The sequence below is a fragment of the Ralstonia sp. AU12-08 genome, from assembly GCF_000442475.1.
Taxonomy (GTDB): Bacteria; Pseudomonadota; Gammaproteobacteria; order Burkholderiales; family Burkholderiaceae; genus Ralstonia; species Ralstonia insidiosa.
The window spans coordinates 58,030-72,252 of sequence record NZ_ASZV01000011.1 but is presented as its reverse complement, the minus strand read 5'-3'; the positions used below and the strand labels follow the sequence as shown (position 1 = coordinate 72,252).

General features: G+C 65.4%; 12 protein-coding genes. 6 read left to right on the top strand and 6 right to left on the bottom strand.

Annotated features, from left to right (window positions below; all coding sequences use genetic code 11):
- Nucleotides 1-82: 82 nt before the first annotated feature.
- Both C404_RS38335 and C404_RS38330 read right to left on the bottom strand, forming a co-directional pair.
- The gene (locus tag C404_RS38335; RefSeq protein WP_021194061.1) at nt 83-922 is read right to left on the bottom strand and encodes a class II aldolase/adducin family protein; all 840 of its coding nucleotides are present in this window, start codon (nt 920-922) and stop codon (nt 83-85) included.
- A gap of 10 nt (nt 923-932) precedes the next feature.
- Nucleotides 933-2,024, bottom strand: coding sequence for an LLM class flavin-dependent oxidoreductase (locus tag C404_RS38330; RefSeq protein ID WP_021194060.1), 1,092 nt, complete (start codon nt 2,022-2,024; stop codon nt 933-935).
- Between the two features lie 208 nt (nt 2,025-2,232).
- On the opposite strand from C404_RS38330, the gene C404_RS38325 reads away from it, so the two are divergent.
- The 4 genes from C404_RS38325 to C404_RS38310 all read left to right on the top strand — a co-directional run bounded on the left by C404_RS38325 (nt 2,233) and on the right by C404_RS38310 (nt 7,026).
- Complete coding sequence (locus tag C404_RS38325; protein ID WP_031329127.1) at nt 2,233-3,420, top strand: acyl-CoA dehydrogenase family protein; 1,188 nt, start codon at nt 2,233-2,235, stop codon at nt 3,418-3,420.
- A 60-nt stretch (nt 3,421-3,480) separates the two neighbouring features.
- Nucleotides 3,481-4,125, top strand: a complete 645-nt coding sequence (locus C404_RS38320; RefSeq protein ID WP_021194058.1) for a cysteine dioxygenase — start codon at nt 3,481-3,483, stop codon at nt 4,123-4,125.
- A complete protein-coding gene (locus tag C404_RS38315; RefSeq protein ID WP_021194057.1) occupies nt 4,122-5,771 on the top strand; it encodes a rhodanese-related sulfurtransferase in 1,650 nt (549 codons plus the stop codon). The genes C404_RS38320 and C404_RS38315 overlap by 4 nt, the downstream gene beginning before the upstream one ends.
- 373 nt (nt 5,772-6,144) lie before the next feature.
- Entirely contained in the window at nt 6,145-7,026 is an 882-nt protein-coding gene (locus C404_RS38310; RefSeq protein ID WP_021194056.1) for an EamA family transporter, read from the top strand.
- A gap of 3 nt (nt 7,027-7,029) precedes the next feature.
- Here C404_RS38310 and C404_RS38305 read toward each other — a convergent pair whose 3' ends face one another.
- The 4 genes from C404_RS38305 to C404_RS38290 all read right to left on the bottom strand — a co-directional run bounded on the left by C404_RS38305 (nt 7,030) and on the right by C404_RS38290 (nt 12,309).
- Entirely contained in the window at nt 7,030-9,042 is a 2,013-nt protein-coding gene (locus C404_RS38305) for a putative bifunctional diguanylate cyclase/phosphodiesterase (RefSeq protein ID WP_021194055.1), read from the bottom strand.
- Nucleotides 9,039-9,596 (bottom strand): YfiR family protein, encoded by a 558-nt coding sequence (locus C404_RS38300; protein WP_021194054.1) that lies wholly within the window; start codon nt 9,594-9,596, stop codon nt 9,039-9,041. The genes C404_RS38305 and C404_RS38300 overlap by 4 nt, the downstream gene beginning before the upstream one ends.
- Nucleotides 9,593-11,563 carry a TonB-dependent receptor plug domain-containing protein gene (locus C404_RS38295; RefSeq protein ID WP_031329125.1) on the bottom strand — a complete coding sequence of 657 codons (1,971 nt, stop codon included), beginning with the start codon at nt 11,561-11,563 and terminating at the stop codon, nt 9,593-9,595. The genes C404_RS38300 and C404_RS38295 overlap by 4 nt, the downstream gene beginning before the upstream one ends.
- A gap of 326 nt (nt 11,564-11,889) precedes the next feature.
- Nucleotides 11,890-12,309 (bottom strand): F0F1 ATP synthase subunit epsilon, encoded by a 420-nt coding sequence (locus C404_RS38290; RefSeq protein WP_021194052.1) that lies wholly within the window; start codon nt 12,307-12,309, stop codon nt 11,890-11,892.
- A 211-nt stretch (nt 12,310-12,520) separates the two neighbouring features.
- Between C404_RS38290 and C404_RS38285 the strand changes: the two genes are divergently transcribed.
- Together C404_RS38285 and C404_RS38280 are read left to right on the top strand one after the other, a co-directional pair.
- Nucleotides 12,521-13,447: a LysR substrate-binding domain-containing protein gene (locus tag C404_RS38285; RefSeq protein ID WP_021194051.1), complete on the top strand. Its 927-nt coding sequence runs from the start codon at nt 12,521-12,523 to the stop codon at nt 13,445-13,447.
- 45 nt (nt 13,448-13,492) lie between these two features.
- Nucleotides 13,493-14,176, top strand: a complete 684-nt coding sequence (locus tag C404_RS38280) for an HAD family hydrolase (RefSeq protein ID WP_021194050.1) — start codon at nt 13,493-13,495, stop codon at nt 14,174-14,176.
- Nucleotides 14,177-14,223 lie beyond the last annotated feature (47 nt).

Genomic DNA, 14,223 nt, shown 5'->3' with positions numbered 1-14,223 from the left:
GTCTTGGCTCATGGAGTGCTCCCCGTATGGTGATGTGTTGGATGTGTTCTGTGCTCTACGATCTGTTTGGTTCTGCTTGGGCTCAGTCCAGCACGTCCGGCTCAGCGGCAATCAGGCCCGCGTACAGGCTCTCGAACGCGTGCAGCGAGCCTTCGGGCCCACCCACTTGGCTGTGCGTGTACCGCGCGGTGGCGGCGTCAATCGGCTGCGGCGTGCCGGCAGCTTCAGCCAGCAGTTGCGTATGCGCGGCGTTGTCCAGCGCGATGTACCACCATGCAGCGGCTTCTACGGTGGGGCCGGCGGTGAGGATGCCGTGGTTCTTGAGGATCACGCCCTTGTGCGTGCCGCCGCCCGGTTTGGTCAGTGCGCGCGCAATGCGTTCGCCCTCGCTGGCGTCGACCACCATGCCGGTGAAGTCGTCAAACAGGGCATGGTCTTCATAGAACGAGCACGCATCCTGCGTGAGTGGATCGAGCGGTCGGCCCAGCGTCGACCACGCTTTGCCGTACGTCGAATGCGTATGCGCCGCCGCCACGATGTGCGGGTGCGCCTCGTGAATCGCCGCATGAATGGCGAACGCCGCCTTGTTGAGCGGCTGATCGCCGATGACCGTCTCGCCATGCGCGTTGACCAGCAGCAGGTCTGACACTTTGATGCGCGAGAAATGCACGCCCAGCGGGTTCACCCAGAAGTGGTCGGGCAGTTCCGGATCGCGTGCAGTGATATGCCCGGCCAGCCCAAGGTCAAAGCCATGCCGCGCAAAGATGCGGAAAGCTGCTGCCAAGCGCTCTTGCCGATGGCGCCGTTCTGCCTCAACGGACGTGCGCGCCGCCGGCGGATCGAACCAGAACTTCTGCTGTGGCTGCGGGTTGAGCCGGAGCGAGGTAGACGCCGGGCGCTCGATGGAGATGACTGCGCTCATGCCCGCGCCCTCACGCTGCCTTGCGCTGTGCATCGCGCTGGGCAACCAGCTCACGCACACGCGGGATGAGTGTGCGGCCGTAGTCGACCACATCTTCCAGCGGATCAAAGCCGCGGATCAGGAAGGTCGTGACGCCCAGGTCGTAGTAGTCGAGCAGCGCATCGGCCACCTGCTCCGGCGTGCCGACCAGCGCGGTGGAGTTGGAGCGTGCGCCGGTTTCCTTGGCGATGGCCGTCCACAAACGTTTGTCGACGCGCTCGCCCTGCTCGGCAGCGGCCAGCAGGCGACGTGCACCTTCGCTCTGCTGTGGGCCGCCACGGCTGTAGCCTTGCTCCAGGCGCAGCGCGCGGGTGCGTTCAAGAATGCGTTCGGCGCGGGCCCAGGCAGCCTCTTCCGTGTCCGCCAGAATCGGCCGGAACGATACCGAGAAGCGGATGCTGCGGCCGTGCTTGGCGGCTTCTGCACGCACACGCGTGGTCAGTTCACGCACCTGGTCGAGCGACTCCCCCCACAGGGCGTATACATCGGCGTGCTTGCCCGCCACCTCCACCGCCACGTCCGACGCGCCGCCAAAGTAGATCGGCACATGCGGCTTTTGCGCGGGCTTCACCTCCGAGAAACCCTGCTCGAAACGGTAGAACGCGCCCTCGTGATCGAACGGTTTGGCCTCGGTCCAGATGCGGCGCAGGATGCCGAGGTATTCATCGGTGCGTGCGTAGCGCTGGTCGTGGTCGAGATAGTCGCCATCGCGGCGTTGCTCGCTGTCGGAGCCGCCCGAGATGAAGTGCACCCCCAGGCGCCCACCCGTAAACTGATCCAGCGTCGCAATTTGGCGTGCGGCCAGCGTCGGGTTGGTAAAGCCTGGGCGATGCGCCAGCATGAAGTGGATGCGTTCGGTCAGCGCCGCCGCATACGAGATCGTCAACGTGGCCGAAGGGCCGGTCGAGTGATGCGGCACCAGAATGCGGTCGAAGCCGGCCTGCTCGTGGGCCTGCGCAAAGGCACGCACGTAGTCGCGGTCAATCACCGGTCCATTCGGATCAGGCGGATGGATTTCCGACTGCTTCTGGCTCTGGATCATGCCGATGAAATCGACGCTCATGGTGGCTCGCTCCGCATATCGTTAGAAGATCGGCGAGGCTGTATTTGCTGCGCTGCACCTCGCCATGAATGCGAATGAAGTTACGTCACCACCAGCGTTGCACTAACGAATAAATTCAATGCTGCATATTCGGCATGGGTCGTTCGCTGTGCGCGGCAACACGGCTACGCTGTGCGGCAACATCACTTGCCTCGTGCGCTGCTTCGCCATGTCGTCCATCCCCCTGCATCGCCTGCCCACGGCAACCGAACGGCTTGCCGAGGTGCTGGCCGCCATCACGCCGCAACTGGCGGCCACCGCTGCGGAGCACGATGCGCACGGCAAATTTGCGCACGAGAACTTTGCGTTGCTGCATGCCTCCGGGCTGACCGCGCAAGTCATTCCGCAAGCACATGGCGGCGGTGGCGCAAACCTGGCCACTGCGCGCCGCATCATCGCGTCGGTTGCGTATGGTGATGCCGCGACTGCACTTGTTCTGACGATGACGTATCTGCAGCATCGCGCGCTGGGCCGCGCCGATACACGTTGGCCCGCGCATCTTCGCCAGCAAGTGTTCTCCACGGCATTGAATGAAGGTGCCCTCATCAACGCATTGCGCGTGGAGCCAGACTTGGGCACACCGGCACGCGGCGGCCTGCCCGGCACGATCGCTACGCGCGTTGGCGACTACTGGCGCATTCACGGCCGCAAGCTCTACAGCACCGGCAGTCCGGCGCTGCGCTGGCTGGCGGTGTGGGCGCGCACCGATGAAGCGGAGCCGCGTGTCGGCATCTTCCTCGTTCCGCGCCCGCTGCCAGACACGCCCGGCATCCGCATCGAATCCACCTGGAACCACCTGGGCCTGCGCGCTTCCGGCAGCCACGACGTTGTGCTGGAAGACGTGGCCATTCCGCTCGACCACGCCGTTGACATCCGGCCGGCTGCCGAGTGGGCAGACAGCGGTGCACACGTCGATCAGCAAGCCTGGATGGCCGTCCTGCTCGGCAGCCTGTACGACGCCGTGGCGCAGGCTGCGCGCGATTGGCTCGTGCAGTTCCTGAACACGCGTGCGCCCGCCAACCTCGGTGCGCCGCTGGCAACGCTGCCGCGCATGCAGGAAGCCGCCGGCGAAATTGCCGCCGCACTGCGCACCAACCGCGTGCTGCTCGACCACGCTGCCGAGGCAGCCGATGCCGGCACACCGCTCTCCACGACCGATAGCGGGCTGCTCAAATACACCGTCACCGGCAATGCCATCCGCGCGGTGGAACTGGCTCTGCAGCTCTCTGGCAACCACGGCTTGTCGCGCCACAACCCGCTTGAGCGCCACTACCGCGATGTGCTCTGCAGCCGCATCCACACCCCGCAGAACGATTCGATCCTGCTGGCCGCCGGCCGCACTGCGCTTGGGGTTTAGCTGGACGCCAGAACCCCAGTCCAGCAAGATGAGCCGAAACCCCACATCAGGAACCTGCCGATGAGCACGCCTGCCCTCGCTACCGCACCTGCACAAACGCAATCCCCGCAATCCATCTTGCCGCTGCGCGATTTCGTGACCGCACTGTCCCGCCTGCTCGATCAGCAGCCGACGGAAGCGGAAATCCTCTCGCGTGCCGGCGCGCTGCTCGGCGCGCTCGTCGCGCACGACAACTGGCTGCCTGCCGAATACGCCCAGCCTCACCCCGAGCACTTCCAGCAGTACCTGCTGCATGTCGACTCTGGCGAGCGCTTCTCCATCGTCAGCTTTGTCTGGGGCCCGGGCCAGCGCACGCCCATCCATGACCACACCACGTGGGGCCTGATCGGCATGTTGCGCGGCGCCGAGTATTCGCAGCCGTTCAAGCTTGCTGCCGATGGGCGCCCGCTGCCCGATGGTGCGGCCATCCGCCTGGAGCCGGGCCAGGTCGAGCGCGTCTCGCCGCGCGTGGGTGACATCCACCGCGTGCACAACGCGTTTGACGACCGCACGTCGATCAGCATCCACGTGTACGGCGGCAACATCGGTGGCATCCACCGCTCGGTCTATACGGAAGACGGCGAGCGCAAGCCGTTCATCTCCGGTTATTCGAATACCCACCTGCCCAATCTCTGGGACCGTTCCAAGGACACGTCTGCCTCATGAGTACCGTCATCGATACCCTCGAAGCCACTGACTCGCCGGTCGCCGCACCACTGGCCGAGACCCACGTTCCCACGCTCACCTACGCTGACGTGCGCGCCGCCTTGCTGGCCCACAAGGAAATCGCCCTGGTCGATGTGCGTGAGGAAGACCCCTACGCGCAGGCGCACCCGCTGTGGGCAGCCAACCTGCCGCTCTCGCGGCTGGAGCTGGAGGCGTGGTCGCGCATTCCGCGCCGGGATACGTTGATTGTTCTGTATGGCGTGCACGACGGCGTGGACCTTGCCCCGCGCGCTGCCGCCAAGTTGACCGAGCTCGGCTACACGCGTGTCTATCTGCTGGAAGGCGGTCTGGATGGCTGGCGCGCAGCCGGCGGCGAGGTCTTCCAGGACGTGAACGTCCCCAGCAAAGCCTTTGGCGAATACGTGGAGGCACAACGCCACACGCCCTCGTTCAGCGCGCAGGAAGTCAAGGCGCTGCTCGATGCCAAGCGCGACGTGGTGATTGTCGATGCGCGCCGCTATGACGAATTCCAGACCATGAGCATCCCCACGGCGACCAGCGTGCCGGGGGCCGAGCTTGTGCTGCGCATCCGCGAACTGGCGCCCGACCCGACCACGCAGGTCATCGTCAACTGCGCCGGGCGCACGCGCAGCATCATCGGCACGCAATCGCTCGTCAACGCTGGCATTCCGAACCCGGTGGCGGCGCTGCGCAACGGCACCATCGGCTGGCTGCTGGCCGATCAGGTGCTGGACCACGGCATCAACCGCCGCCACCCGGAAGCCGTGTCCGCACAGACCCGTGCCCAGGCCCAGGCCGATGCCCGCGCCGTGGCGGAACGCGCCAATGTGCCCCGCATTGCCCTGGCCGACGTTGCCAAGCTGGAAACCCCGGACCGCACGCTCTACAAGCTGGACGTACGCACGCCCGAGGAATACGCCGCTGGCCACCTGCCCGGCTTTGCCAGCGCACCGGGCGGGCAGCTCGTGCAGGAGACTGACCACACCGCCGCCGTGCGCGGTGCCCGCATTGTGCTGACCGACGACGACGGCGTACGTGCGGATATGACCGCCTCGTGGCTCGCGCAGATGGGCTGGGAGGTGTACGTGACCGATCCGGTCGACGCCAGCGCGCGCAGCGCGACCGGCCCGTGGCATGCCCCCACCGCCGACACGCCCGCCGTGCGCACGGTCGATGCCCGCGCCCTGGCCGGTTGGCTGGAAGCCGGCGACACCGCCGTCATCGACGTCACCCGCAGCGCCAACTACGTGGCGCGGCACATTCCGGGCGCCTGGTTTGCCGTGCGTTCCGACCTGGCCGGCGCGCTCCAGCGCATCCCGCCGGCCCGCCGCTACGTGCTGACTTGCGGCTCCAGCCTGCTTGCCCGCTTTGCCGCTGTGGATCTGGCCAAGCTCACGCACGCCGAGGTCTGGGTGCTCGACGGCGGCACAGCCGCCTGGGTGGCCGCGGGGCTGCCGGTGGAATCCGGCGAAACGCACCTCGCCTCCGACCGGATCGACCGCTACCGCCGCCCCTACGAAGGCACCAACGCTCCGCGCGCGGCCATGCAAGGCTATCTGGACTGGGAGTTCGGGCTGGTCGCCCAACTCGGGCGCGACGGCACGCACGGCTTCCGGGTCATCTGACGGGGCGCTGGGGTTCTTATCGCCGCCCTTGCCGTTCAGAGCGCCGACATTGGGGTGACTCAACCCAGCGCTTGCGGTTCTGAACACTACGGCTGCGCTTCCGAACCCCGCTGTTGGGGTTCGGAACGCCGCGTTTGATGTTCTGAACCTCATCATGCCGGCTTCAGACCCCGACCATCCACGTTCTGAACCCGGCGTTTGAGGTTCTGAGCGCCATCGATGGCCTTCCGCACGCAAAAGACGGTGTTCCGAACGTGGCGCGCCCCAAAACTCACGTGTTTGCTAACCCTGCTAACAACGAGCGATAACAAAACTCGTTTTGCGCATAAGCCCACCTTGAGTAGCATCGGGACTTCCTCGCCGAGGTCTCGACATGTCTCCGTTCATCGCGGTCTGCCTGCTCATCACTTACGTGGTGTGGGGCACGACTTATCTGGCCATCCGTTTTGCGCTGACCGATCTGCCACCCTTCCTGATGATGGGTTCGCGGTTTCTGGTGGCGGCAGCGCTGCTCGCCCCCCTGATTCTCCTGCGCCAGCGTGAGCGTGAGCGGCCGAGCTGGCGCCAGGTGCGCAACTGCGCGCTGATTGGCGGTTTCATGCTGGTGGGCGGCATGGGCATGACGGCGGTGGCCGAGCAGACCATCTCGTCGGGCGCCACCACGGTGATGATCGCGTCGATGCCGCTGTTCTCCACCCTGTGGACGCTGTTGGCCGGCGGCCGTCTGCGGGCATATGAGATTGGCGCAATTGCGCTGGGCAGCATCGGCATTGCGGTGCTGTTTCACGGTGCGGAATTTCAGGCCAGCACTGCCGGCGTGCTGGCGCTGACCACGGCCATTGCGTCGTGGTCGTTCGGCTCGCAGCTCTCCAAGCGCATCGACATGCCCAAGGGCACGACGGCCTTTGTGCTGGAGATGGTCTTTGGCGGCGTGGCGCTGGTGCTGCTCAGCCTGATCGTGGGTGAAAAGTGGCCGCACAGCATCGGGTTGCACTCGGCGCTGGCGTGGGGCTATCTGGTGGTGTTCGGTTCGGCCATTGCGTTCACGGCTTACATGGCGCTGGTGGAGCGCGTGTCCACCGTCATGGCGACGAGCTATGTCTACGTGAACCCGCCCATCGCCCTGCTCATGGGCGCATGGCTGGCCGATGAGCGGGTCGCGCCGCAAACACTGAGCGCCACGGGCATCATCCTGGCGGCCGTGGTGGTGCTGACCGCCGGCGCCACGCGTGCCGCGCGGCGAGCGGCGGCCTGAACGTTATCCCGCAAGCGACGAGGGCAAGGAGCCGACGGGCTCGGCTTCTCTCTCCGGCGCATCGCTTGGCGTGCCGGCATCACTGCCATCCGGCCGCTGGAGCCATGCCATCAATGGCTGGGCCTGCAGCGGGCGCGAGAACAGGTAGCCCTGCCCCAAGTCACAACCGGCCTTGCGCAGCAGCGCGAGTTGCTCGGCGTCTTCCACCCCTTCAGCCACCACTTCCATCTTCAGGCTGTGCGCCATGGCGATGACCGCGCCGGCAATCGCCTCGCCATCGCCGGGCATGCGCTGCACAAAGCTGCGGTCAATCTTGAGCTTCTGGATGGGGAAGCGCTGCAGATACGCCAGCGATGAATACCCCGTGCCGAAGTCATCAATCGACAGGCTGATGCCCGCCAGGTGCAGAGCCTCAAGCAACGCGATGTTGGCTTCGATGTCTTCCATCAGCACGCTTTCGGTAATTTCCAGTTCCAGCATGTGCGGCGGTAGGCCCGTCTCGGCCAGCACGTTGAGCACGTTCTGCACGAGGGCCGGATCGCGCGCCTGCCGTCCAGAGAGATTGACCGACACGCGCAGTGCGACACCGTCTTCACGCATCCAGCGCGCGGCCTGCTTGCACGCGGTGCGCAGCACCCATAGGCCCAGCGGCACGATCAGGCCGGTTTCTTCCGCCACGGAAATGAACTCGCCGGGGCCGATCACGCCAATCTCCGGGTGGCGCCAGCGCACCAGGGCTTCCACGCCGTGCACGTGCGAGGTGGGAACCACTGCACCGTCCGTATCCAGCCCTTGCAGGTGGACCTGCGGCTGATACGCCAGCAGCAACTCTTCGCGGTCGAGCGCACGGCGCAGGTCGGCTTCCACGCGCAGGCGCCGGCGGGCCTGCTGGTCCATCTCGGAGGTGAAGCTGGCAGCGGCGTTCTTGCCGCGGTTCTTGGCGTAATACATCGCCGTATCGGCATTGCGCGTGAGCGCCTGCACGTCGCGGGCGTCATGCGGATACAGGCTCACCCCCACGCTGGCCGTTGCGTAAATCTGGTGCAAGTCCAGCGCAAACGGCGCGGCCAGCGCGGCGAGAATGCGCTTGGCCAGGCCATCGGCAAGCTCGGCAGCGTCCGACGGGGTAATCGATGCGCGCCCGGACAGTTCGGCAATGATGGCGAACTCGTCTCCGCCAATGCGGCACAGCACGGCGCGCAGGTTGGCTTGCTCAATCACCTCGTTCAGGCGGCGCGCCACCTGGCGCAGCAGGCGGTCGCCATTGTTGTGGCCCAAGGTGTCGTTGACCACCTTGAAGTTGTCGAGATCCAGCAGCAACAGGCCAACCGCCCCCGCCTGCCCCGCACGCTTGAGCGAGACCTGCAGGCGCTCGTTGAAGGCGTGCCGGTTCGGCAGCTCCGTTACCGAATCGATGTGGGCGAGATAGTCGAGGTGCGCTTCGGCCTGCAGCACCGCATGGCGCATGCGGGCACACACCAGATAGGCGACGCCCATCGCGCCAATGCCCACCGACACCGTCAGCACGGCAAAGCCCAGCAACTGCATGTACAGGTCGGCCAGGCTGGAGCGGATCACCACGTAGCCGATCACGCGGCGCTCGGACTCCACCGGTTCCACCACCTCCAGCGTGGTCAGCGTGGAGACGTTTTCTTCGCGCAGCATGGCGGCATCGGGCGCTCGCACGGGGGCGGCCTCGCCATGCTGGTACAGCGCCAGCGGTTTGCGCAGCGCCGTGAAGATGCCCGCGGCGCGCAACGGCGGGGATGCACCCAGCGCGCCTAGCGTTTCTTCTGCCGCGTGGCGGTCGTTGAACAACAGCGCCGCCACACTGTTGGCGCCAATGATGCGCGCCTGCACGTGCACGTCACGCACCAGTGCCGCACGCAGGGCGATGAACTGGAACACGATCAGCAGGACGCCGGCGATGGTCAACGCTGCACCGGCACCAGCCATGTTTGCCCGCACCACGGTGTGCCCCAGACGGGGCCGTTGTGTCATCAGGGCCAGGTTCATTGCACGCTCCTCGCCAGACGCAGCAACTGCGAGCTGAGTTGCAAGCCGGCCTGCCGTGCCGCGCCCGCGTCGATGTCGAATACGACCCGCTTGTCCTGCAGCGCCAGCGCAATCATCGGCGCCAGCGCACTATTGCGGCCATCGCCCACCGTGAGCACGGGGGTGGTCGGGTTCAGGCGGACGCCAGCAGCCGATCGTGCATCAAGCACCAGCACATGGCAGCCGCCCACGGCGCCATCGTTGATCTTTCGGATTTCCAGCCGGTGTCCGCGCACGGGTTTTCCTGTCAGTTGTTCCAAGGCCGCTTGCAGAGGTTGCTCGGCGGCCACGCACAGCACCATGGGGGCGTCTGCCAGCATCGCGTCAGTCGGCCAGGTGGTGAACAGTGCAAAGTTGTAGATGAAGGCCGCCTTGATCTGGACTTCGCTGGCCTGCATCTGCGCATAGGTGGCCCGCATCCAAGCCACCGTTGCCAGCACCATGGCCAACACCGCGCACAGCCGGCGCAGGCGCTGGCGCGTGGCACGACGGAGGTAGGCGCACAGTGCGTTCATCGGAAGGTGTAGGTGAGCTTCAGGCGAAACGTGCGGCCGTCCTGCCGGATGGCAGGCATCTCCACCTCTGGCCCGGCCGGATCGGCATAGCGCCGGTCGAACAGGTTGTAGAGGCTGGCCGACATCTCCAGATTGGGTGCCAGCCGCGTTGCCAGCAAGGTCAGGTTGGCGATCCAGTAGCCGCCTACGCTGCCTGATGTCGTCAAGCGGTTGCTGATGTATTGCGCTTCCAGCCCAGCTCTCCAGTCGCTGCGCCACAGCGGCGTGCTGGCGTTGAGCTTGAGCATGTGGCGCGGGGAGTCGCTCAGTGTCTGGCCCGTGACGCCGTCTTCTGAATGCTGGAAGCTGTAGCTCGCGCGCAGGCGGGTGCCACCAGGCCAGTTCTGCTGGTAGCCAAGTTCTGCGCCGCGCGTGCGCACACGCGACACGTTGCTGAAATACAGAAGCCCGGTGTTGGGGTCTTCACTCTGGCTGATCAGGTTGGAGACGTTGTTCTGAAACACCGACAGCGTGGCCTTGCCACCGGCACTGACCTGCTGCTCCAGCACGGCTTCATACGTCCGGATGCGCTCGGCAACCAGGCCCGTGTTGACCTGCTGGCCACCCGGCGCGACGGTCTGGTAGTTCAGCTCGTAATCGTTGGGCGCGCGGTAGGCCATCCCGTAGATCGCCTTGACGGTCGTGGTGGGCGCGGCGTGCCAGATCAGGCCCACGCGCGGGCTGAAGATGCCCGGCGAAAAGGTGGTGTGGTCGTAACGCAGGCCGGTGTCGAGCACCCAGTCCTGGCTGATGGCGAACTGGTCTTGCACGTAGATGCCCACGCGGGTGTTGTTGCGGTGGTCATCCAGGTAGCTGAAGTACGGGGTGACATCAAAGTTGCGCATCGCGTCGCGGTAGTCGCGCTGCAGTTCGGTGCCGATCGCGAGCGTGTGCTGGTCAAGGCGCCGCGTGACGAGCTTAAACTCGGCGCCGTACCAGGCGGAGTCGTACCAGTCGTGGTTCTCGGTCACGGGTGGATAGTTGTAGACGTAGTGGCCCTGCGATACGTAGCGGCCCCAGTACAGCCGCGCCGAAACATCGGTGGCATCGTCCAGCGCGTGCTGCCACGTGCCATTGAGCATCTGGCGGGTATCAATGGTGCGCGAGCGCGGGTCATTGAAGAGCTGGTCGTACGGCGCGGTGGGTGTGCCCTTGGTGCGGTCTGCATAGCCGAAGGTCAGGCCAAACTCGCCGAAGCTGCCCTTGGCGAACAGGCGCTTGCCGCGGTCGAAATCCATGCCGCGCGCAACACCGTCGCTCACACCGGGCTGGTTGAACTGCGGGAAGTACTGGTCACGGCCGGGCGCGTCGTTCACGCTGGCCGAGAGCAGCCATTCGGCGCCGTTGTCTGCGCGGTTGCCCCAGGTCACCCGCCCATCACGCGCATTGGCGCTGCCGGTGGCACCGCTGACCTGCACACCGCCGATGTCCCGCCCGCGCTTGGTGATGATGTTGATCACCCCAAACAGCGCGTTCGAGCCGTACACGGCAGAGCCCGCTCCGGGCACGTATTCGATACGCTCGATCAGGTCCACATCGAGCATCGCATCGGTGCCGACTGCAGCTTCGTCAAAGACAGAGTCGTTGGTCCGGTAACCGTCGATCAGCAGGAGGAAGCGCGTGTCGTAATCGCCCGGGCGCAGAAAACCACGAGCGCCCAGCGAGGCGTAATTACGGTCGTAGTTGGTGTACAGCCCCAGCAGGCTGCCCAGGATGTCGGCCAAGGTGCGCCAGCCGTACGTCTTGATGTCTTCGGCGGTGATCACCTGCACGTTGGCGGGTGCTTCATTGGCCGCCTCGGCGTACTTGGATGCCCCGGTCACCACCTGCACCAGCATCAATTGTTCGATGGGCAGTTCGGTCAGATCGTTCACGTCGGCTCCCGCATAGACGACGGCCGGCACCAGCAGAAATGCCAGCGCAAACATTTGCGCATTGCCAATCCGCCCGAAATTCCGCAAAAGCAAGTGCGGCAACAACCCAAACGGAACCATGGCACGCACGTGCTTTCGTGGGCCGTGGAAGACACGGCGTACGAGCGCACGCGCAATCACAACAAGGGGCGACATCGGCAGACCAGCAGAACCGATCACGTCTCTGAAGGACGTTCAACGGGATTTCAATCGTTCTGCTCTAAAACGGAGAGCGGAGGCGGTTCTTTACCCCTCCGTGGGCGGGACGACACAATGTCGCGCTTGTGGTGCGCGTTAGATGCGCGTTAGATGCGCGCCAGGTGCGGTAAGCGGGGGAAACCTCAGCGGCGGCGCTTGCGCAGGCGCTCGATGGCAGCCAGTTGGGCCACGGCTTCTGTCAGTTCCGCCTGGGCACGGGCATAGTCGATCTTGCTGTGGCTGTTCTGCATGAGCTCCTCAGCGGCCTTGCGTGCTTGCTGGGCTTTGACCTCGTCCAGATCACGCGCGCGCACGGCGGTGTCGGCCAGCACGATCACCTGTTCGGGCTGCACATCGACAAAGCCGCCGGCCACGAACAGGATCACTTCTTCGTCGTTCTCCAGGGTGACGCGCACGGTGCCGGGGCGCAGGCGCGTGAGCAGGCGTTCGTGACCGGGCAGGATGCCCAGTTCGCCCTCGGTGCCGGGGATGACCACGAACTTGGCCGTGCCTTCGTACAACCGTTCTTCCGCCGTCACGACATCGACCTTCAGCACCGGCATGGCGTCTCCTGTTCCTGTGTTGCGTGGACTGGTTCACAAGGTAGCACGATGTGCGCCCAGCGCCCTACCCTCTATCACGCGGTGTTTGACTGGCACAGCCCACCGCCTTGCCCTGCCCCGCCGCTTCGTAAGGTTTCACAGTGTGAGGCGTCATAAAGGCGCCCTACACTCTGTCGCCATCATCCGAATGAAATGCAGAGGAAACACAAGCATGCTGGGCGATCTGTTGATGTCGTTCTTCGAGGTGGCCCGCCAGGGCAGCGTGACGGGCGCGGCCAAGCGCCTGCGCCTGTCGCAGCCCACCGTGACGGGGCGCATCCGCCAGCTGGAAGAGATGTACGGCGTGGAGCTGTTCCACCGCCGCGGCAGCCGGCTCGACCTGTCTGACCTGGGCGTGAGCCTCATGCCCATTGTCGAGCGCCTGGCACAGCAGGAAGGCGACGTCGATTTTCTCCTGCGCAATGCGGGCGACTTGCGCACCGGCAATCTGCGCGTGGGCGCCACCGGCCCCTACTACATCCTGCCCAGCGTGGCCGCCTTCCGCGCCCGCTACCCGACCATCGAGATCACCATCGAGTTCGGCAACTCGCAGCAGATGCTGGAGGCGCTGTCCGAAGTCCGCATCGACCTGGCTGTGTCGTCGCATGCGGTGGACGACGAACGCCTGCATCGCATCACCCTGGCCGACGACACCATGGTGCTGGTGGTGCCGCTGGACAGCCCGCTGGCACGCCGCCCGCATGTGACGCTAGACGACATTGCCGGCTGCCAACTGCTGATGCGCGAGCCAGGCTCCGTCACCCGCCGCGTGACCGAAGACGCCCTGGCCGCCGCTGGCATCGAGCCGGCCAGCATGAGCATCATCGGCAGCCGCGAGGCCATCTATGAGGCGATCAGCCTGGGGTTGGGCTGCAGCATCGTGCCCGCACGCGAGGCACCGCGCCGGCCCGACGTGCGTGTGCTGCCGTTTGCCGCCAATGCGCCGGTCATCCACGAATACCTGTATTTCCTGAAGGAGCGCAGGGATTCTCGGCTGGTGCGCAGCTTCTTGGATTGTCTGGACAAACACCACCCGAAGAAAAACGCCGATGCGTTCATCGCCAAAGTTATGGCGATGGACACAACCACGACGCGTTGAGGCAGTAACCTCGCGGTTTTTCCAACCGCCACTGCCACCTGTTGTATGCAATCGCTTGCCCTGTTCGACCTGGACCACACCCTGCTGCCCATCGACAGCGAATATGAATGGGGCCGCTTCCTGGTTGCCCAGGGCGCGGTAGACCGCGAGGCTTTTGAGCAAGCCAACGAGCGCTGGATGCGCGAGTACCGCGAGGGCACGCTCGACTTCGCACGCCATGCACGCTTCTCGCTCGGGCTGCTGGCGCAGCATCCGCGCACCCGGCTCGATGCGTGGCGCGCCAACTTCATGCGCGAAGTCATCCAACCCGCCATGCAGCCGCGCGCACGACAACTCGTTGATGCGCACCTGCGCGCGGGCGACCTGTGCTGCATCGTCACCGCCACGCACCGCTACCTGACCGAACCGATTGCCGCGGCTTTCAACGTGCCGCACCTGCTGGCAGTGGAATGCGAGACGGTTGGCAACCAGGCTGACAGCAACTTCACGGGCAACCTGGTCGGCACCCCGAGCTTTGGCGCCGGCAAGATCGTGCGCGTGACCGAGTGGCTTGCGCAGCGCGGCCAACGCATGGCGGACTTCTCCCGCACGGTGTTCTATAGCGATTCACGCAACGATCTGCCGCTGCTGGAAACCGTCTCCCACCCCATTGCCATCAGCCCCGATGCCACCTTGCGCGGCGTGGCTGAAGCACGTGGCTGGCCCGTTGTTGAACTGTTCGCGGCCTGACGCCTGAAAAGAAAAAGCCCGCACGGCGCAAACCGTACGGGCTTCAT

Bases quoted from the DNA above. Each gene is read 5' to 3' on its own strand.
- C404_RS38335 (WP_021194061.1), bottom strand. From the start codon at position 922: ATGAGCGCAGTCATCTCCATCGAGCGCCCGGCGTCTACCTCGCTCCGG.
- C404_RS38330 (WP_021194060.1), bottom strand. From the start codon at position 2,024: ATGAGCGTCGATTTCATCGGCATGATCCAGAGCCAGAAGCAGTCGGAA.
- C404_RS38325 (WP_031329127.1), top strand. From the start codon at position 2,233: ATGTCGTCCATCCCCCTGCATCGCCTGCCCACGGCAACCGAACGGCTT.
- C404_RS38320 (WP_021194058.1), top strand. From the start codon at position 3,481: ATGAGCACGCCTGCCCTCGCTACCGCACCTGCACAAACGCAATCCCCG.
- C404_RS38315 (WP_021194057.1), top strand. From the start codon at position 4,122: ATGAGTACCGTCATCGATACCCTCGAAGCCACTGACTCGCCGGTCGCC.
- C404_RS38310 (WP_021194056.1), top strand. From the start codon at position 6,145: ATGTCTCCGTTCATCGCGGTCTGCCTGCTCATCACTTACGTGGTGTGG.
- C404_RS38305 (WP_021194055.1), bottom strand. From the start codon at position 9,042: ATGAACCTGGCCCTGATGACACAACGGCCCCGTCTGGGGCACACCGTG.
- C404_RS38300 (WP_021194054.1), bottom strand. From the start codon at position 9,596: ATGAACGCACTGTGCGCCTACCTCCGTCGTGCCACGCGCCAGCGCCTG.
- C404_RS38295 (WP_031329125.1), bottom strand. From the start codon at position 11,563: ATGTTTGCGCTGGCATTTCTGCTGGTGCCGGCCGTCGTCTATGCGGGA.
- C404_RS38290 (WP_021194052.1), bottom strand. From the start codon at position 12,309: ATGCCGGTGCTGAAGGTCGATGTCGTGACGGCGGAAGAACGGTTGTAC.
- C404_RS38285 (WP_021194051.1), top strand. From the start codon at position 12,521: ATGCTGGGCGATCTGTTGATGTCGTTCTTCGAGGTGGCCCGCCAGGGC.
- C404_RS38280 (WP_021194050.1), top strand. From the start codon at position 13,493: ATGCAATCGCTTGCCCTGTTCGACCTGGACCACACCCTGCTGCCCATC.